This window comes from Streptomyces sp. NBC_01707 (genome assembly GCF_041438805.1).
Taxonomy (GTDB): Bacteria; Actinomycetota; Actinomycetes; order Streptomycetales; family Streptomycetaceae; genus Streptomyces.
In genome coordinates, this window is sequence record NZ_CP109190.1 from 1,717,563 (window position 1) to 1,735,520 (window position 17,958).

Sequence of the window (17,958 nt, forward strand, 5' to 3'; positions counted from 1 at the left end):
GACGCCTCTGCCCGGCAGCTCGAGGTGGCGGACATCAAGGTGGCGGACACGGAGTTGGTCCCGGACCTCCTGGAGCGCACATGGCAGGCCATCGACCGGAGCGATCGCACATCCGTACCGCGTCGCATCCTGCCCCGGTTCACCACGGCCTCCGTCAGCCGTCGCATCACACGCCGACCGCGCCGTCGATGCGCTCACGGAGCAGATCGGCGTGTCCGTTGTGCCGGGCGTATTCCTCGACCATGTGGATGAGCACCCAGCGCAGCGAGACCGTCCCGCGCCATGCGTCCTCGCCCACGAGGTCCAGGTGGGGCGCGTCGGCGACCAAGGCGTCGGCGAACTCCACCTCGGCGCGCCATGCCTCCCACGCCGTGGCCACAACGGTGGGATCGGACACCGCGCCGTCGAAGTCGCCGTCGGGCTCGGCCGACGAGGAGAAGCGCGGTGGTGCGTCCTGACCGGCAAGGACCTGGCGGAACCATCGCCGTTCCACGTCGGCAAGATGGCGGACGAGGCCGAGCAGCGAGAGCGTGGACGGTCCCACGGAGCGCCGCGACAGCTCCGTGTGCAGACCGGCGCACTTCAGTTCCAGCGTCGAGCGCTGAGCCCTGAGGAACCCGACGAGCATGCCTCGTTCGTCGCCGGTCGAGGGAGCATCGAGCCGGGGGTCGTCGTCAGATCCGACGAACATGGCAGCTCTTCTCTGTCGGTCGGTCGTACTCATGCGGTCTCTCCTTCAGGGCTTGCCGTGATCACGCAGGCACAGGCGCTTCGGAAGGTACAGGCGGTGACGGCCGGAGTGACGGACTGCATGAGAACGGCCCGCAAGCGGACTTGCACTCCGGCCGGGCTTCTCCACCACGGCTGGTCAACGGCTTAAGTGCGGGGACTGTGGCGGGGTGGGGCTGGGTGCGGGGTGGTCTTGGCGGGCCGTCCGCGAACGGGTGGCCAACCGCGTCGCCGACAGGCCCGAAGCATGCCGATCCCGCAGGTCACAAGCCACATCCGATCCAGGCTTCGGCCGCGGCGGATCGTCTTCGATCAGACGGCCGCGTCGGGCATGATCTCCCGGACCTCCTGCGCGCAGCGGCACGCGGCGGCGATCTCGGCAGCCCACTCCAGCGCGTCCTCACGCGATGGCACATCGATGATCGAGAACCCGCCGAGCACCGCCTTGGTCTCCGGGTACGGGCCGTCGGTGACGGTCCCGTCGGTGGCGACGACGCTCGCCTGCTGCCTTTGCAGTCCACCACCGAAGACCCACACACCGGCGTCCTGAGCCTTGCGCACCACCGCGTGCGAGGCCTCGGCCACCTCGGGCAACTCCTCCTCGGGGAAGGTCATCGCGCCGTCATCGAACGAGATCAGGTACCGCGTCATACATGGCTCCCTCGGCCCGTCGGCCTCCTTCGGCCGCCTCTCACCCTACGACGAACGCCTCCCTTCACAACCGACACGCCCCCAGCTTCCGAAAGGGGCCGGCAAGACACTCGACACCGCATCGCTGAGGAGGACGTCGTACCGGAGAGCCCGTCGACGGAAGCGGCGGAAACGTCGCGGCCGGCAGACCCGCCGAGGTGCGCCGCCCGCGTGACCAGCGGCCCGAACCGGTCCAGTCGAACCGCCGGAGCCGGCGTCTGCTTCGAGGTACAGGATCTGTCTGATTGTGACCGGTCAACCTGATTGGAAGGTGGCGATCGGGTCACACGGATGCCATGACGTCCACTGACGCAAGGAGAGCCGGCAAGCAACGCGGGAGTTCCGAACACCTCGGATCATCGGGGAGGCCGGGAGAGCGTGACCCTAGGCCCTACCGCCCCCGGCGGTGGGTGAAAGCGGTCGTGCTCGGCGCGGCCGCACTCGCTCTGCTGCTTGTGGGCACCCGTCTCAGCGTGCTTCCCGGCATCGGTGACTTCTTCGGCGAAAAGACACAGGACCGCTCGGGACCGGCAGTGCTGAAGTCGATTCAGGACATGAGCTCGTACGAGGCCGCTTCCGGCAACTTCCAGGTCGTCGTCGATCTGGAGAAGGACGCGAAGTTCCTGCCGGATGCCATTCGTGGCACCCGCACCCTGTACGTGGGTGCCGGCACCGTCGGTGCGTCCGTCGATCTCGGGAAGGTGGCGAGTGACGGTGTCGTGATCAACAAGGAGCGCACCACGGCCGACATCCGACTGCCGCATGCCGTACTGGGCAAGCCCGCACTGGACCCGGACCGCTCCTACGCCGTGTCCAAGCAACGCGGGCTCCTCGACCGAATCGGCGACTTCTTCTCGGACAACCCCAGCAGTGAGCAGGCGGTCAACAAACTCGCCGCCCGGCACATCGGCGAGGCCGCCAAGGACAGCGGCCTGACCGCCCGCGCCGAGAAGAACACCACGAACATGCTCAAGGGCCTGCTCGGCTCACTGGGGTTCGACCGGGTCACCGTGCACTACGGACCGGCCCCCCAGTAGTACGTCGCGCCCCCGTAGTCCGGCGGCATCGCACCGACGTGCGCCCGGTACGGTCGGGCGCGCCGAGAACGCCATGAACTCCGAGCCGTCGCCGACCGGTGTCACCGGTACCGGTGACACCGGAGTCTCCGGCCACCAGGGATCAGAAGAAGCCCCTCAGCCGATGAGGGTCTCCTTAGGGCGAACGACGCAGAACTCGTTCCCCTCCGGATCGGCCAGCACGGTCCACGATTCGCTGCCGCTCTGCCCGACGTCGGCCCTGCGGGCGCCGAGCGCGAGGATGCGCTCGATCTCGGCCTCCCGGTCCTCCGCGGCCGACGTCAGGTCGAGGTGCAGACGGTTCTTGACGACCTTGCGGTCCGTCACGGGCATGAAGCAGATGCCCACCGGTGCAGTCTCGTCCGGCCCGATCACGACCTCCCGCTCCCGCTGGGACAGGATCCGCCAACCCAGCACCCCGGCCCAGAAGCGGGCCAGGGCGGGAAGGTCGTGGGCGTCGATGACGATGTGATGCAGCGAGACAGGCATGTCGGCCAGTGTGCCCAGCGATCGCCCCGACAGAACTTGCTCGGAAACTAGTACTTGCTGATCTCCCAGAAGCGGAAGACGGTCGAGGCGTCCAGGGTCCACTCCAGGCCGGCGATGTTGTCCCGCGCCACCGCGTACTGCTTGCCCTGCCACAGCGGCAGGATCGGCAGGTCCTGGGCCACGTCGTCCTGAAGCTCGCTGAAGTCCTTCTCGGTGGAACCCCGTTCCGCCTTTGCGGCGGTGTCGGGGATGATCCGGCTGGTGATGTCGTTGTTCACGTAGCGGTTCTGCAGGACGTTGTCCTTGCCGAAGAACGGCTGGGTGAAGTTGTCCGGGTCGGGGTAGTCCGGGACCCAGCCCTTCACGTAGACACCGAGCTCGCCGGCCGCGATCCGCTTCTCGTACTGGTCGAAGGGCAGGGACTTGACGTCCGCGTCGAACAGTCCGCTCGCGTTGAGCTGCTTGGCGATCGTCCGGAACGCCTCGTCGGTGGCGGGGCCGTAACGGCTCGGTGTGGACCACAGCGTGAGCTTCACCTTGTCGGTGATGTTGGCGGTACGCAGTGCCTCTTCCGCCTTGGCCGGCTGCGGGCTGCCGCCGTACATGTCGAAGTACGCGGTGTTGTGGGCCGTGATGCCTGCGGGGACGATCGAGTACAGCGGGGTGGCCGTGGAGTGGTAGACCTCGCTGACGAGGGCGTCACGATTCACCAGGTACGCGATGGCCTTGCGTACGGGGAGCTGTCCGACCACCGGGTCCTTCATGTTGAAGACCAGGTGCTGCACCTCCGCGCTGGTGCCTTCGACGACGTCGATGCCCTTGTCGGCCGTGGCGGCGGAATCCTCCAGTTTGGAGATGTCCCGGGCGGTCAGACCGCGGTACGCGACATCGATGTCGCCGTTCTGCAGGGCGGACGCCAGCTTGTTCTGGTCGCCCCGGAAGAAGTCGAGGGTGATGCCCGAGTTCTTCACCCGCGCTGTGCCCTGGTAGCCGGAGTTGACCGTGAAGACGGCCTTCGACTTGTCGAGGGACTTCAGCTTGTAGGGCCCCGACCCGACGGCCTTGCCGTCCTTGCGCAGGCTGTTCGCCGGGTACTCGCTGTGGTCCACGATGGAACCGGCGCCCGAGGCGATCTTGCTGGGGAAGGTGGCGTCAGGAACCTTGAGCTGGAAGACGACCGTTCGTTCGTCCGGAGTGGTGATCTTCGCGATCGTGGAGAGCAGCGGCGCGGGGCCGGCGGGGTCGTCGATCCGGATCGCCCGCTCGAAGGAGTACTTGACGTCCTCGGAGGTGAGGTTGTGGCCGTTGCTGAAGGTCAGACCGTCACGGAGCGTGCACCGGTAGGTCCTGTTGCCGTCCTCGAACGTGCAGGACTTCGCCGCTTCCGGCTTGGGGGTCGAGCTGCCTCGGGGAAAACTGAGCAGGGACTGAAAGACATTGTTGAACAGCAGCCAGGACCCCGGGTCGTAGCCCGAGGCCGGATCCGCGGCCAGGACGTCGTCCGACATGCCCACCACGATCGATTTGCCGGGTTCGGCTGCGCCTCCTTCGGACTGAAGGCTGCAGCTGCTCAGCAGGGCCGCCGCGAGACCGGCCCCGACGGGAGCGCTTGTCCACCGCTTGCGTATGTTCACAGAACTGCCTCGTGTTTTCTGTCGGCCGCGCGGGGTGTCCCACACGGCCGGGATTGATCAGGAACCCTCGGTTGCGGACCTGGTGGGTCCGTTCGGGGATGGTGCAGCCGGTGCCCCACCGCCTGAGCCAGGTCCGGATGGACCGGGAGCTGTAGCCTTTGCCGCCCAAGACACGGTCAGGCCGGACCCGTGGCCGTCCGGGCCGGTCCGGGGCATCCGAATCTCCTCCATCACAGCGGTGCACCGGGGCAGTCGTTGCTGTTCCCAGTCTCCGTCCGCAGCCCCCTTCCAGACGCGGGGAGGCTCTGCGCATCCGGACCGGGGAAGCGAGCGCTTTCACTCAGATCATAAGGGCGGGCGACAGCCCCCCTCTTTGCGCCCCCGGCAGTCGGTGGTGTACGTAGGGGCTTTTGTCCACGTGCTCCGCCAGTCCGTCGTGGCCGCCGGTAGCGATCAACGGAACTCTCCGAGAACGCGATCCGTCCGGGAGGTTTCGGGACGTGGTTTCGGACGAAAATACCCCGTTATGAATCCGTAGAAATCGGTACATTGAAAGCGCAGTTGGAGTCTCCTGGCGAGATGACGGCCGAGTCCGCACGGGGTGGACGTTCAGCACGACCGCGCTGACGCTCCGCGGACCGGTCCCCATCGGAGTCGGGCGGATGCCGCCATTGCGCCGCAGAACCGACCGAGCTCTGCGGAGCCAACCCCGCTGCGGCAGGCAGCCGAGGTCCGCCACACGCCGGTGGTGCCGTCATCTCCCACGCCGCAGCGCCCTCCCCGGGAGACGCGATGTCACCCAAGGCCCGGAACTATCTCGCCAAGGCGCTGAACATCGAGCGGGCTGTGAGCTGGGGAGTACGTGTCACCGCACCGCAGCTGTGTCGAGCCTGCGGAACCTTCCCTTCAGGTGATCGTCACAGGTTCGGCCCGTTGTCGTTCGAGAGGTCCATGCCGAAGCGTGCACCGGGCACCGCGGCACCCAGGTCGACCGGGTTGAAGGCGAACGCTCCCGTGGCGGTCAGACCCGAGGAGCCGCCGCGCAGGGACCACACCGCGCCGCCGTCCGCGACCGTACCGAGATCCTCGCCCGGGGCGCCGGCCGCGAGGTCCGCCTTCCCGTTGCCGTTGATGTCGAGCAGCCGGACCGCGCCGCCGAAGTGGTCGTCGGCCTCCGCGACGCCGGGGACGCCCGCCGTGTCCTGGTGGAACGCCTGCGCGCCGGTGCCACCCAGGCCACCCGAGCCGCCCTTCAGCAGCACCACCGAGCCCGCGGCCCTGGTCGTCCCGATGGCCTCGAAGGGAACGCCCACGGCGAGGTCGGCGTAACCGTCCCCGTTGACGTCGCCCGCGTTGAGTCGGGCGCCGAACTGGTCGCCCTTCTCGCTGACTCCGGGCACGCCCGTGGTGTTCTGGGTGATGGTCTTCGTCCGGGTGGTGCTCGGGCCGGACGCCGAGCCGTAGTAGATCTTGACGCTGCCTGCGTCGTAGGGGAGGTCCTCCGTGATGCCGTTCGGGATCACCCTGGTGGCGAGGTCGGCCTTGCCGTCCTTGTCGAAATCGCCGACCGCGGTGGCGGCGGCGGAGGGCAGCGGGGTGGACTTCGCCGACAGCCCGTGCTCGGTGCCCAGCCACAGCTTGCCGCCTTCGGCGTGCTCCTCGTAGGCATAGAAGGTGCACAGGTCGTCGATACCGTCGCCGTTGAAGTCGCCCGCCGCGGTACTGATCATGGAGTTGTCCGTACTGAACATGGTCAACTGCTGCTCGCGGGCAGGCGCGCCGGCGCGGGTGAACGGCCCGTACAGCACGCTGCGCAGGTCGTAGTCGTCACTGTGAGACATCATCAGGTCCGTCTTGCCGTCACCGTCGAAGTCGCCGGCCGTGAGGTTCGCGCCGACGGTGGCGTCGGCGGGCGCCGGGAGTCGCACCGAGCCCTGGCCCGTGACGCCGCCGGTACGGCCCCAGAGGACGATGACGGAGCCGGAGTTGATCGTGGCCGCGAGCGCCTCGTTGGTGACCAGGGCGAGGTCGGTGAGGCCGTCGCTGTCGAGGTCCCGGGCGAACATCCGGTAGCCGAAGCCGTGGTCGTCACCGGAGGTGCCGGGCACGCCAGGGGTGTCCTGGGTGATGATCGTGGTGTGCGCCGCGCCGAGCCCCTGCGCGGAGCCGTAACTGATGGCGATGTAGCCCGCCCAGGAATGGCCGTTGACGGTGGCGGCAGGGGCGGAGACCGCCAGGTCCTGGTAGCCGTCGCCGTTGAAGTCCTCGCGTTCGGTGGCAGCGGCCGGGCCCGCCGTGGTAGGCGCGGGCGCCGCGGCGGCCACGCCGCCCGAAAGCGCCGTGACCGCGCAGGCGGCGACCGCAACAAAGGTGCGAATACCCACAATTCCTCCATGATGGGCGTACGGAGAGCCGAGGGTGCGCGAAGCGTGAGGGCTCGACTGTGAGACACGCGTGGCGCGTGGATGGTTGCCCGGTGACCAGGAAGTGAATACAGCCGTCGGGACGGGGCGGGCCGTCCTCGAACCCCTCGCCCGACGACCTGACCGCATGAGGTGCCCTTTCGCCTCCCTGACGAACTGGGACCGCCTCGCATCGGACGACCGTCCCGGCGCGGCGTACAACCCTGGATGAACTTCGGATGTCTTCCAGGTGAGTGCAATAGGGCATTGCCCTCACCGCATTACGCCACGGGGAGGCCGCACATGGTCACACGCCGTTCGGCGGCGGGCGCGGCGGCATCGCCCGGCACTTCCGGACACCTGCACCGGCATGCGCCTCGGCGCCTCGCCGGGGACCCCGCCACGCATCCGCGCCGACCACGCACAATCCACCGCGGCTGAGCAGGACGCCGTAGGCAACCCAGGAGACCAAGGAGGTTCTTGTGCGTCACCTCAGAAGCGCGGCCCTTGCAGCCGCGGCACTCCTCACCCTCGGCGGCGGTGCCGTGTTCGCGCCCCCCGCCGCAGGGGCCTCAGTGCCCTTTCCGTCCATCGGCTGGCAGCAGCACAATTGCGACTACGACGGCAACGGTTTCGACGACGTGCTGATCGGCGCTCCGGGCGCCACGGTGAGCGGCGCCGCGGGCGCCGGCTACGTCACCGTGCAGTACAGCTCGTCGAGCGGTCTCAGCACCACGAAGAAGAGCGTCCTCCACCAGAACACCTCGGGCGTCCCGGGTGGCGCCGAGGCCGGCGACGGCTTCGGGCAGGCCGTGGCCTCCGGCGACCTCGACAACGACGGCTACGACGACGCGATCGTCGGTATCCCCGGCGAGGATCTGGCCGGGCTGTCCGACGCGGGCGGCGCCGTCGTCTTCTGGGGCTCGCCGACCGGACTGCATGGGGCCGACAGCACCTGGCTGGAGAACCCCGACCAGCTGCGGGCCGGCGCGAACTTCGGGCGGGCGATCGAAGCGGCCCGGTACTTCGCCCCCGACCCGGCACACCCGGACGCCAACCTGAGGGACAGCGTTGCCGTCCTGGAGAACGACACGCTGCTGTTCTTCACTTCCCCGCCGGGGCTGGCGACCCAGCAGCTGAAGCTCGCGGACAAGGGAGTCCGGGCTCTGGACGTCGCTCCGCTGGGGACCGGCCTCGCTCTGCGGAGCCTCAGCCACGGCAACTACAACGAGGACTCCTGGGCGGACCTGGCGATTTCCGGGGTGACCACCGGCGACCAGCCGGGGATCGGCGCAACCCAGGTGCTGCACGGCGCGCCGAGCGTCGAGGCGCTCACGGACGGCGGCGCGTTCGAGGGCGGCCCTGCGGTGGTCTCCAGCGACTTCAACCATGACGGTCAGGACGACCTGGCCATCGGCGACACGGGCGTCGGCTCGCCCGTCGGCGGAGCCGTCTCCGTCTATCTGGGCCAGGGCGATCTGTCCGGCCTCGACCCGACCCCCGCGCAGACGTGGACGCAGGACTCCCCGGGCGTTCCCGGCACAGCCGAGGCCGGCGACCGGTGGGGCGCCGAGATGTCCTCCGGCGACACCAACGGCGACGGCATGCCTGACCTGGCCGTCGGGGCGCCCGGGGAGGACATCGGGTCCGTCTCCGACGCGGGTGCGGTCTGGACGCTGCGCGGTGCGCCGGGCGGGCTGACGGCGACCGGTGCGCGCAGCTTCGACCAGAACCACTCCGACATCCCCGGCGTGGCGGAGGCCTCGGACGCCTGGGGCGGCCAGGTGCGGCTGGTCGACGCCAATGCGGACGGCCTCTTCGGCCTGCTGGCGGCGGCGCCGGGCGAGAACACCGGCGACGGCTTCGTATGGGTCGTCCCCGCGTCGTCGTCGGGGCTGGTCGCCAAGGGCACCTGGACCTATGACGGGGCACGCCTCGGGGCTCCGGTGGCCGATGCGCGGTTCGGGGCGGCGATCGACGAGTAGCGGAGGCCTCGACGAGGATCGGGGATTCACCGGGAATCAAAAGAACGCACCAGTCCCCCACGGCCCTGGGGCGGGATCAGTGTTCCGGTCACCGAACGTGGTGTTGTGCCCGTGACGATTCGGGCACAACACCACGAAGTGATCTCCGGGAGAGTCGTGAGGCCCGTCGCCTCCACGTCGTCCTGACGACCACCGCCACTTCACAGCGGCGTCCATCTCGCGGAGGTCCCGCCGGGCCTGGCGGCTTGCCGGGCTCAACCGTGCAGACGCGCTCTCTGCATCGCGGCAAGTCGCCGCACCACACCGATACCCAGTACTCCCGCGAGGACATACAGCGCGGCCCCGGCCATCTCTGTCGAGAGCGGTCCCCGCGAAGTGGAGGGAAAGGCGAGAAGCTGCGCCGCCACGAAGAGCAGCCACCACGACGTGAGCAGTGCATCGGTGCGCCGCGGCCTGTCGGGCGGAGAGCTGGCGGCCCAGATGTCATTGATGATCCGCTTGGGCAGGAAGAAGCAGGCGACCGGCACCAGCCACGCGCCTGTGGTCCAGCCGCGTTTCATCCGGTGGCCGCGGGGCGCCAGCGCCTCGGCGTTCACCCGAATCTGCCACAGCCAGCGCAGGAAGACGATTCCGGTCACCAGGAAGGCGAGCAGCCTCATGCCGGTGAGGTTGCCGACCCACATCTCCCTCTGGACGGCGGCATACGAGCCGTCAACCGCGCGACTGAAGCGCAGTTGAGCGACGAGCAATGCGGCATTGACCAGAACGCAGACCCCGAGTGCGGCCATGACCACGGTCGTCATCGCCCTCGGTACGAAGAGCGGCTCGCGCGCGGTCGAGGGAACGGGCGGGGATATGGCGATGGTGTCGTCGTGATTCACAGGGACGCAACCTAATGCCGCGCTCGGCACCCGGTCCAGCGTGGACGCCCCCTTGGTCACGGGCCGGGATCTGCCGTACGGACGGGTGTCGGTGACCGGCCGACGGGCAGCACCGCCTCGGCTGCTGCTGCCGCGTCGGGCCCGCCCGCCGGCCCGAATCCTGGACGCTCGGATGATGCGTCGCTACCGGGTCAGCCGCTGTTGGTGGCCGTGGATCAATGGGTCTCCCCGTATGCGGCCGCCATCAGGGCTCGCAGGAGGAGCCGGAACTCGGTGTCGTCGACAGCGTGGATGACGCGCTGAAGTTGGATGGGGGCGCGCCCCACGAGGGACGCGGCGAACTCCAGTACGGCCACTTCGCTGCTCGACGCCTTGCGTGCCAGGGGGCTGTCGGCGAGCAGGAGCAGTCCCACCGCGTTCCAGTCGATGGAAGGATGCGGTCCGGCATGGTCGAGGAGCGGTTGGCCGGCCGCGTCCGCGAGTTCCTGGTCCTCGAAGAAACGCCGGAGCCAGTAGCCGTCGTGGTGAGCACCGAGGAGGCGTGTCGCCGCCCTCATCTGTTCGCTGCTCACACCCTGCAGCAGGTCGTCGGCGAGCTCCTTGCCTGTGATGCCGCGGGTGGCCATGAGCATCGGCAGTCTCCGTTCCTCGGTGGTCGAGGCCGGGTCGGCCCTCCTCCACTGTGCCTGGCCGCGTCCTCCCGCCCCGCCGTACACGCCGAACGATCGCCCAGGCATGCTCTTTTCCTGCACCCATCGCTGTTCGAAATCCGGGCCGATGCCTTGACGTCCGGGCATGAGCACCGGGATCCGTCAGGAGGTGGTCGCCGGGTGCGGGTCGCCGAGGTACGGGAACCGGTCCAGGGTGTCGGTGTGCGCGGTCAGACCGGTGGGCGGCGCCTCGTTCTTCGTGAGGAAGGCGACCCGGATGTCGATGACGTCTTCCGCGAATGTCCGGCCGTTCGGGTACGCGGCAGGCTTGGACGGGTCGAAGTGCAGCACGTCCGGCAGCAGGCCGTGCTCGTCGAGGGCGGTGATCGCCTCCTCACGCGAGTAGCCGCCGGTGTGGCCCAACAGGTGGACGAACTGGTCCGTCCACCTGGCCCGGTCGTTGACCGGCTCGCCGGCGTTGTACTCCTCCTTCGTGTCGTCGGTGTTGAAGAAGCTGCTCATCGACGGGTGCCCGGCCCGGTCCGCGTGGACGAGTTCGCCGTCGCGCAGGACGCTGCACCGGCCCCAGATGTGCAGCTCGGGCTTGGGGGCCAGCTCCGCGGTCGGCAGTTCGATGGCCATGGAGAAGACGTTGGCCGTGCTGTTCGAGTCGACGCCGGTCCACGGGGACTTTCCGCCCGGATGCGGCGCGGTGAAATTCCGGTTGCCGCTGGTGTCGAACAGATCCTTGATTCCGTCGAAGTCGAAGAAAAAGGCGTCGCTGCGGCTGCCGGCGGCCACCTTGTAGTCACCGCTGTCGACCACGTCGGCCCGGGGACCGAAGGAGACGGCGGCGTCCGACACGATCTTGGTGCCGACCGCCTCGGGCCTGCGGGACTCCGTGCCGGTTGCCATGAAGACGCTGTAGGTCTGCGAGCCGTCGGTTGCCGGCGGGCCGAAGACCCAGCTGAAGGCGACGTCGGTCAGGTAGTCGCCGTCGTTGTCGACGTTCAGGCGGTAAACGGCGTCGGGGTGCAGGGCATCGGCCTTGGGATTGGCGTTGAGGATGAGAACGGTCCTGCTCGGATCGCCAGGGGCCCCGAAGGCGTACAGATCGCACAGATCGAGACGCTGGTCGCCGAGTGGTGGCCCAAGGCTGAGGCCGGTGAAGTGGTTGGACATGTCAGGCCCTTCCATTGCTCGCCGCCGGAAAAGCCACTAGAACGCTCGAACGGCCGTTCTGGGCACGTGAGATACACACATCTGGGCGGTGCGTCCACGCTAGCCGCCACAGGATTCCGTCCGTCGAGGGCGGAGGCACAGCCGGCAAACAACGCTCGAATGGGTCACCGACAGGCGGGAGGCGATCGTCTCGCGGTCAGAGAGTGGGCCTTCGGGAGGTCGCCGGTCAGTTGATCGGCTGAGAGACACGCGCCCTGTCGAGAACCAGCGCTTGACGGAGTTGCGTCGCAACAGGGCCTGTCCGGCGGATCAGGTGGACCGTGTCCTGTCGAACGTCGTCGGACGGCCGCCGCGAGCACCGATCGACTACCGCGTGCGCCACGCAGTCGAATGCGGCATCGATCGCCTCAAGAGGCACCGGGCAGTGGCCATCCGGTACGACAAGCTCGCCGTCCGCCACGAAGCGACCGTCCTCGTCGCGGCCATCAACGAGTGGCTGTGACCAGCTGTCCTACGGCACCGGGCAGGACGGCGCGTGAGCGTCAGGAGTGGCTGTGACCAGCTGTCCTACGGCACCGGGCAGGACGGCGCGTGAGCGTCAGGAGTTCATGGTGGATCGGTCGGACTCACTGCGCAGAACGCAGAATTCGTTGCCTTCCGGGTCAGCAAGGACGGCCCAGCCTGAACCATCGTGATTCCGGTGATCGGCGACAAAGGTGGCACCGAGGCCCATCAGCCGTTCCACCTCCTGATCGCGCGAGGTCTCAGGGCGCAAACACAGATGAATCCGGTTCTTGATCGTCTTGGCCTCGGGCACCTGGTTGAAGTGCAGCACCGGGCCCTCCGCCAGCAGCACCTGAATCTCCCGGTCACCCGGTCTGTCCTCCGGATGCAGCGGACGGCCGGTCACGCTGCTCCAGAACTGGGCCAGCTCGTAGGCATCCGCACAGTCGATCGCCACGTTCTGCAATACCGAAACCATGCGCGCGAGCCTTCCTGATCCCCACGCAAAACGCCAACGAGTTGCGCTCGGTCTTCGCGCACTCGGATCAGGCTCCTGGCAGCACTTTCGATACACGCTCTACAGGCGCAGGAACGAAGTCGAAGGGAGGAGCGGCGCGTTGAAGAACTCCTGGGCCGTGGCGACGAGGTTGACAAGAGCGCCTACCTCTTCCACGGCACCATCACCGTCGCCTCGATCCGGCTCCGCCCATGACCCGTCGAACAGGTCCTGACACAGCTGTCACGGCGGAAGAGCTCAGAGCTCGTCCAATGCCGCCTGGAACGTGTCCGCCGTGGGGGCTATGACAACCGCCTTGTCCTGGAGGTCCGCAGGAAGATGCCGGCGGTCGCCTTCGTGGAAGATCAGCGCACCGCCATCCTGAGGAACGATCGAGGCGCCCAGGGCTGCCGCCAGCCGGATGAGCACACCGGTCATCGCGCCGCGGGCAAAGTGCGTTGCCGACACACACAACAACACGTCCCCGTCCTGGGTTGCGTGGTAGAGGTCCGCCTCGCCCCCGTCCTCCGCACGGAGCTCGGAGAAGCCCTCCCCCAGGCCGCTCCCCAGCACGTACGGCTCCGTCACCTGCCGAAACCGTTCGACGTCGAGGGGGGCGACCTCGCCGTCCACGAACCGAAGCAGGAAGATGCTGTAACTCACGGACACACCCTGCCATCACCATGATCCGCCGGACAGGCCCTGGACCTCGCGGTCGAAGGGGGGGGTCGGCCGCCGTGGCGGCCTCTGTTGTACCGGTGCCGTTTCCGGTCGGCTTCTTCTCCGGGATGGTGTGGCCGATGCCCCGTCGTCGCAGGTAAGTATGGAGTCCGCGGAAGCTGTAGGCCTTCTCGTTGCAAGCCGGCCGTCGACAATCCACCGACAGCCACCGAGGATCCGCGTGTGACTGATGACGAACTCATAGCAGCTGCCCGCTCCCACGCAGGAGACGAGGAACCCCCCGGCCCGGCCGTTCCGGAAGATGTGGCTTCCGCCGAGCGGGCCGTGGGACACGCGATGCCACGCCTGCTGAAGAGGGTCTACCTCGAAGTCTCCAACGGCGGTTTCGGGCCGTTGGGGGCGATGTTCCTGACGGATACGGGCGACTGGTTCAGTGACTGCGAGGACCTCGCGATGGCACACCGCGATTTCACCGGTCCTGAGCGCAATCTCCCTCCGGGGCTCGTGCCTTTGATGGACCGCGGCTGCGCCATGTGGGCGCTGATCGACGTCAAGACGGCGGATGGACAGATGTGGGACTGGGATCCCAACCTCTGCTGCAGGGAGCACGCTCTGGCCCCCTTGGGCAATCACTGACCGAGTGGCTGGCCGATTGGCTGCAAGGCACCATGCCTGACGGGTCCCATCCGCATCGTGAGCCGGCTTCCCAGGACTGCCCCGCTGGATGAACACCTCTACTCACGCCGGCAACCGATCACGTCCGTCGGCGGTCCTCAGGGGTTCGCCGACAGCTGGTGAGGACGTTGCCGACCGATCCGCATGAGGGGCCGTTCCTCCGCGGTGGGATTTGAACCCACGACGACATCGCTGCCACGACGGTCCTCAAAGCTCGTGGCGTGATCGCTCAGGCTCGCCGCAGGCCAAGGCATAGCCGATGAATCCGGCTGCCTGCGCAAACGCGTCTCCGGCCGCGCCGGTCGGCCGCCCGCGCTGCCCTGGCATCGCAATCCGAGGCTGCTCAGCAGCGGACATCAACGACCAACATCACCAAGCCGGAAGGGCCTTGCCGGATGTCTTACCGGCTGGGCGTGTACCGCCGGGTCGTGCAAGGAGAGCAATCGTCAAGAGTTATGGATCAGCACATTACGTGGGAGAAAGTGAGTCCCGGTTCCCCGCGACTGTCGTGATGAGGTCATCAAGACCGCATTCCACGGAGGCATCGACGACGGGCTCGAAGTCATCGACGCTCGCTGCTCTCGCGGCGAAGTCCGAAGGGTAGAAACTCCACCCCTCGATGCTGCTCCAGCCCACCTGAATGGTGGCGTGGTTTCCATCCGGCGAGGAGACACGCAACCAGGCCGTGCACTGGTCCGAGAAGTCGAAGGGCAGGAAGACGGTGCCGCCGGTGGGCCGCAGCCGCCGCAGGTGGTCGCCCCACTGATCGAGGAGTCGCCGGAGGCCATCCGCGATGTCTTGGCCTGCCCGTGCGGACTCATCGATGGCGAAGTAGTACGAATCGCACGTGTGCTGGTAGTCACCCAATCGCAGAAGCAGGTCGTCGTGGATATCGCGCTCGGTGGTGCGCTCCAGGCGCAGTGGAATGTTGTTCATGGTGAGGACTCCAGCCTGATCGGGTCTGAGACTATGCCACTGCCCGCTCGGAGGGCGGCGGCCAGCATCCGCCGGCGCCCTCGCGGACGATCTCGTCGATCAGGGAGTCGTTCGGGGTGGAGCCATGGGCCTTGACTACGCTGAGCATGGGCGTGCCTTTCCGCCCGACGCTGCAACGTCGGCATACTTCGTGACCTTCAATCGATCACTCGAGAAGGTCCGCCCTTCGCACGTCTCACGAGCCCCGATCCTCAGGTCTTTCGCATTGCTCGTGAAGGAGCGAGTGCGCTGCTGCACTGGTTCCGCCGCCTGCGTATCCGTTGAGAGAGCCGCGACGACATCCACCACGCGTGCCCCAGGGGATGGCCTGCTCGATGCGTCGGAACGCGCTTGCAGCAGTCCGGCTCGCGCAGCCTCACATCCGGGATCTCAGCACGTCGACCTCACAGCCCGGCGCGGACGGGTCGAAGCCGTGCTCGACCAGCCAGCGAACCCCCAGCAGGCTTCGCAACGACCACCACGCGCGGATCACGTCGAGGTCGACGTCGGTGCCATAACCGGCGATGACGTCGTCGAGGTGCTCCTCGTGTCCGAGCGTCAATGTGGCGAGGTCGAACAGGCCATCACCCCGACCCGCCTCGGACCAGTCGATGATGCCGGTGACCTCGTCGCCGTCGACAAAGACGTGCTCGATCTGCAGGTCGCCGTGCGTGAACACCGGAGTCCACGGCCGGATCGCGGCCTCGGCGACCTGGCGGTTGCGGGTGACCAGGTCGGCGGGCAGGACGCCGTTCGTCACGAGCAACTCGCACTCGCCGTCGAGTTCCGCCGCCAACTCGTCGGGACCCCGGCGGCGCCGGCCGAGCCAGGGCGGCAACGGCGCCTCGTGCAACTGCCGGATGGCGGCACCCGCCGCGGCCCATGCCGCCGACGACGACGCGGGCGACGGCTCACCGAGACGGCCGAGCACCGTCCCCGGGACGGCGGCGATCGCGAGCACGGGCGGCTTGCGCCACAGGACCTCCGGAGTCGGGACCGGCACCAAGGCCATCGCCTCGACCTCGACGTCGATGCGCGCCTGATCGGCGTCCACCTTCAAGAACACGTCGCCGACGCGCAGGGTCGCGCGCTCGGAATGGGCGACGACGACTTCGACCTCATCCATGGGCGACCAGTATCCCGGGGATGATCGCCGATGTCGCCGGGATTGTCGCGTGCGATCACGCGGCTGACCGCGTCCCGCTACCCGGCGGCCTCATGCACGACACCAACCTCTGACCAGGACAAGCCCACCAGCCCTGTCAGGAGTCCTGAGGCGGGACGACCGCCCGTCCGTCTGGACCCGGCAGCAGCTGATCAACGGCATAGCGTTCCGGGTTCGGACGGGAGGTTCCGTGGCGGGACGTGCCTGTCGAGTGCGGGCCGTGGCCGGATCTAAGAGCGACCGCCACTTGATGGTCAGCGAGGGCTTCAGGTTGCCGGCTGATCGGCGTGATTCGTGCAGCCGGGTTCAACATCGGCGCTTGCCTGGGCGACGAGTCAGGGCTCGTTTGCCTGGGCGAGGATGGTCTCGATGCAGGCTGCGGCCTGACTCCAGACGGTGAGGAACTCTTTCTTGTCTACCTGTGCTTCGCGCCACTGCGAATTCTCGTCATGGGTGCGGAAGCTGAACAGGATCGCGCGGTCGGTCATCTCAGCGTCGACCTGCATGTGGTCGAAGGTGTCACCCAGGCTCAGCTGATACCGCTCATGCGGTTCGCCGCTCTCCGCCAGGCGGGCGAGATCTTGCAGGTCGCAGTAGTGCGGATAGAACGCCGTTGTACTTCCGTCACCTATCGGCCAGCCATTGAGCAGGATCTGGAAGAGCCCGAAGCGCCGCAATGGCATGTACTCAAGTACCACGACCTGGAAGCCGCCCGGTGATCCGAATATGCCCACAGGCTCTCACTCTCCAGGGTGTCGGCCAGGTTCGGCTTGAAGGGATGACTCGCAGGCGCGACCTCTAGCGATCATGAAGCTCTCCAAGCTCAGCGATCGCCGGAGGATTCGTGCCTACCGTCCCATCATCCCTGTTCGAACCGCTGTGGGACCAGTTCAGCGCGTTGCTTCCCGACCGGCCCGAGTTCGATCCGGCGCATCCATGGGGGTGCCACCGCCGCCGGGTCCCCGACCGGGTCGTCTTTCGCCACGTCGTAGACGCCCTGGTCCACGGCTCGGGTTATGAGCGGATCGCCAGCAACGAGTGCTCAGCCACTACGATCCGGCGCCGGGTCAGGGAATGGGCTCACCTCGGACTCGCCACGCAGCTGCACGCGATCGCCCTGGCCGCCTACGACACGATGATCGGCCTGAACTTCGATGACTTGTCTGCTGACGGCTGCCACACCAAGGCCCCTTGCGCCGGCGCCAAGGCCGGACCGTCACCGGTCGACCGTGCGAAGCAGGGACTCAAACGCTCCACTTTGGTCGATGGCAGCGGAATCCCGCTAGGCATTGCGGCGGCCGGCGCGAACCGGCATGACTCGAAACTGCTGGGACCGACCATCGAGGCGGCCGAACATCAGCTCGGAGCCTTGCCTGAGAACGCCGTGATCCACCTGGACTCCGCGTACAACGGGAAGCCCTGCCGCCGAGTTCTGGACAACCACCGGCTTATCGGCGAGATAGCCGTGAAAGGCATCCCGGCGCCGATCCAGGTTGGCAAGCGCTGGGTGGTCGAACGTACGCAGTCATGGATGAACGGCTACGGCAAGATCCGCAGGTGCTTCGAACGCGACGGCAAGGTCGTCGATTTCTACCGCTACCTCGCCGCCGCGTTCGTCACTGTCCGCGCGCTGATCCGCCGGGCGCGCAAGCACTACGGCTGGAGCACACGGCCAGCAACCCGCCGACTCCGCTGACCATCAAGTGGCGGTTGCTCTAAGATCGTTGCCGCCACCGTGCGTCGA

18 protein-coding genes are annotated in these 17,958 nt (G+C 67.7%); 5 read left to right on the forward strand and 13 right to left on the reverse strand.

Annotated elements, in window-relative coordinates:
* Positions 1 to 166: 166 nt before the first annotated feature.
* Together OG963_RS07860 and OG963_RS07865 are read right to left on the reverse strand one after the other, a co-directional pair.
* Positions 167 to 724 carry a DinB family protein gene (locus OG963_RS07860; protein ID WP_176902010.1) on the reverse strand — a complete coding sequence of 186 codons (558 nt, stop codon included), beginning with the start codon at positions 722 to 724 and terminating at the stop codon, positions 167 to 169.
* Positions 725 to 1,041: 317 nt separating this feature from the next.
* Positions 1,042 to 1,380, reverse strand: a complete 339-nt coding sequence (locus OG963_RS07865; protein WP_093770169.1) for a YciI family protein — start codon at positions 1,378 to 1,380, stop codon at positions 1,042 to 1,044.
* Between the two features lie 335 nt (positions 1,381 to 1,715).
* Between OG963_RS07865 and OG963_RS07870 the strand changes: the two genes are divergently transcribed.
* On the forward strand, positions 1,716 to 2,456 hold the full coding sequence (locus tag OG963_RS07870; RefSeq protein WP_093770168.1) for a DUF4230 domain-containing protein: 741 nt from the start codon (positions 1,716 to 1,718) through the stop codon (positions 2,454 to 2,456).
* Positions 2,457 to 2,612: 156 nt separating this feature from the next.
* Here the strand turns inward: OG963_RS07870 and OG963_RS07875 are convergent, their stop codons facing one another.
* The 3 genes from OG963_RS07875 to OG963_RS07885 form a co-directional block, all read right to left on the reverse strand.
* A complete protein-coding gene (locus OG963_RS07875; protein ID WP_030924184.1) occupies positions 2,613 to 2,984 on the reverse strand; it encodes a VOC family protein in 372 nt (123 codons plus the stop codon).
* Positions 2,985 to 3,031: 47 nt separating this feature from the next.
* On the reverse strand, positions 3,032 to 4,618 hold the full coding sequence (locus OG963_RS07880; RefSeq protein WP_093770167.1) for an ABC transporter substrate-binding protein: 1,587 nt from the start codon (positions 4,616 to 4,618) through the stop codon (positions 3,032 to 3,034).
* 917 nt (positions 4,619 to 5,535) lie between these two features.
* A complete protein-coding gene (locus OG963_RS07885) occupies positions 5,536 to 7,002 on the reverse strand; it encodes an FG-GAP-like repeat-containing protein (RefSeq protein ID WP_371798693.1) in 1,467 nt (488 codons plus the stop codon).
* Between the two features lie 500 nt (positions 7,003 to 7,502).
* Between OG963_RS07885 and OG963_RS07890 the strand changes: the two genes are divergently transcribed.
* On the forward strand, positions 7,503 to 9,005 hold the full coding sequence (locus OG963_RS07890) for an FG-GAP repeat protein (RefSeq protein WP_371798694.1): 1,503 nt from the start codon (positions 7,503 to 7,505) through the stop codon (positions 9,003 to 9,005).
* A gap of 254 nt (positions 9,006 to 9,259) precedes the next feature.
* Here the strand turns inward: OG963_RS07890 and OG963_RS07895 are convergent, their stop codons facing one another.
* From OG963_RS07895 to OG963_RS07905, 3 genes are all read right to left on the reverse strand, one after another.
* Complete coding sequence (locus tag OG963_RS07895) at positions 9,260 to 9,946, reverse strand: DUF4328 domain-containing protein (RefSeq protein WP_371798695.1); 687 nt, start codon at positions 9,944 to 9,946, stop codon at positions 9,260 to 9,262.
* A gap of 155 nt (positions 9,947 to 10,101) precedes the next feature.
* On the reverse strand, positions 10,102 to 10,623 hold the full coding sequence (locus tag OG963_RS07900) for a hypothetical protein (RefSeq protein ID WP_143019955.1): 522 nt from the start codon (positions 10,621 to 10,623) through the stop codon (positions 10,102 to 10,104).
* A 75-nt stretch (positions 10,624 to 10,698) separates the two neighbouring features.
* Complete coding sequence (locus tag OG963_RS07905; protein ID WP_319330083.1) at positions 10,699 to 11,718, reverse strand: DUF4331 family protein; 1,020 nt, start codon at positions 11,716 to 11,718, stop codon at positions 10,699 to 10,701.
* 373 nt (positions 11,719 to 12,091) lie between these two features.
* Between OG963_RS07905 and OG963_RS07910 the strand changes: the two genes are divergently transcribed.
* Positions 12,092 to 12,220 carry a hypothetical protein gene (locus OG963_RS07910; protein ID WP_256327946.1) on the forward strand — a complete coding sequence of 43 codons (129 nt, stop codon included), beginning with the start codon at positions 12,092 to 12,094 and terminating at the stop codon, positions 12,218 to 12,220.
* 96 nt (positions 12,221 to 12,316) lie between these two features.
* Here the strand turns inward: OG963_RS07910 and OG963_RS07915 are convergent, their stop codons facing one another.
* Both OG963_RS07915 and OG963_RS07920 read right to left on the reverse strand, forming a co-directional pair.
* Positions 12,317 to 12,700: a VOC family protein gene (locus OG963_RS07915; protein ID WP_093770161.1), complete on the reverse strand. Its 384-nt coding sequence runs from the start codon at positions 12,698 to 12,700 to the stop codon at positions 12,317 to 12,319.
* A gap of 276 nt (positions 12,701 to 12,976) precedes the next feature.
* Positions 12,977 to 13,381, reverse strand: coding sequence for a hypothetical protein (locus OG963_RS07920; protein ID WP_143019954.1), 405 nt, complete (start codon positions 13,379 to 13,381; stop codon positions 12,977 to 12,979).
* A 240-nt stretch (positions 13,382 to 13,621) separates the two neighbouring features.
* On the opposite strand from OG963_RS07920, the gene OG963_RS07925 reads away from it, so the two are divergent.
* Positions 13,622 to 14,035 carry an SMI1/KNR4 family protein gene (locus OG963_RS07925; RefSeq protein ID WP_371798696.1) on the forward strand — a complete coding sequence of 138 codons (414 nt, stop codon included), beginning with the start codon at positions 13,622 to 13,624 and terminating at the stop codon, positions 14,033 to 14,035.
* A gap of 507 nt (positions 14,036 to 14,542) precedes the next feature.
* Here OG963_RS07925 and OG963_RS07930 read toward each other — a convergent pair.
* The 3 genes from OG963_RS07930 to OG963_RS07940 all read right to left on the reverse strand — a co-directional run bounded on the left by OG963_RS07930 (position 14,543) and on the right by OG963_RS07940 (position 16,948).
* Positions 14,543 to 15,010 (reverse strand): hypothetical protein, encoded by a 468-nt coding sequence (locus tag OG963_RS07930; protein WP_093770158.1) that lies wholly within the window; start codon positions 15,008 to 15,010, stop codon positions 14,543 to 14,545.
* A gap of 415 nt (positions 15,011 to 15,425) precedes the next feature.
* Complete coding sequence (locus tag OG963_RS07935) at positions 15,426 to 16,175, reverse strand: phosphotransferase family protein (protein ID WP_371798697.1); 750 nt, start codon at positions 16,173 to 16,175, stop codon at positions 15,426 to 15,428.
* Between the two features lie 374 nt (positions 16,176 to 16,549).
* On the reverse strand, positions 16,550 to 16,948 hold the full coding sequence (locus tag OG963_RS07940; RefSeq protein WP_371798698.1) for a hypothetical protein: 399 nt from the start codon (positions 16,946 to 16,948) through the stop codon (positions 16,550 to 16,552).
* A 110-nt stretch (positions 16,949 to 17,058) separates the two neighbouring features.
* On the opposite strand from OG963_RS07940, the gene OG963_RS07945 reads away from it, so the two are divergent.
* Positions 17,059 to 17,910 (forward strand): IS5 family transposase, encoded by an 852-nt coding sequence (locus OG963_RS07945; RefSeq protein WP_371798699.1) that lies wholly within the window; start codon positions 17,059 to 17,061, stop codon positions 17,908 to 17,910.
* Positions 17,911 to 17,958 lie beyond the last annotated feature (48 nt).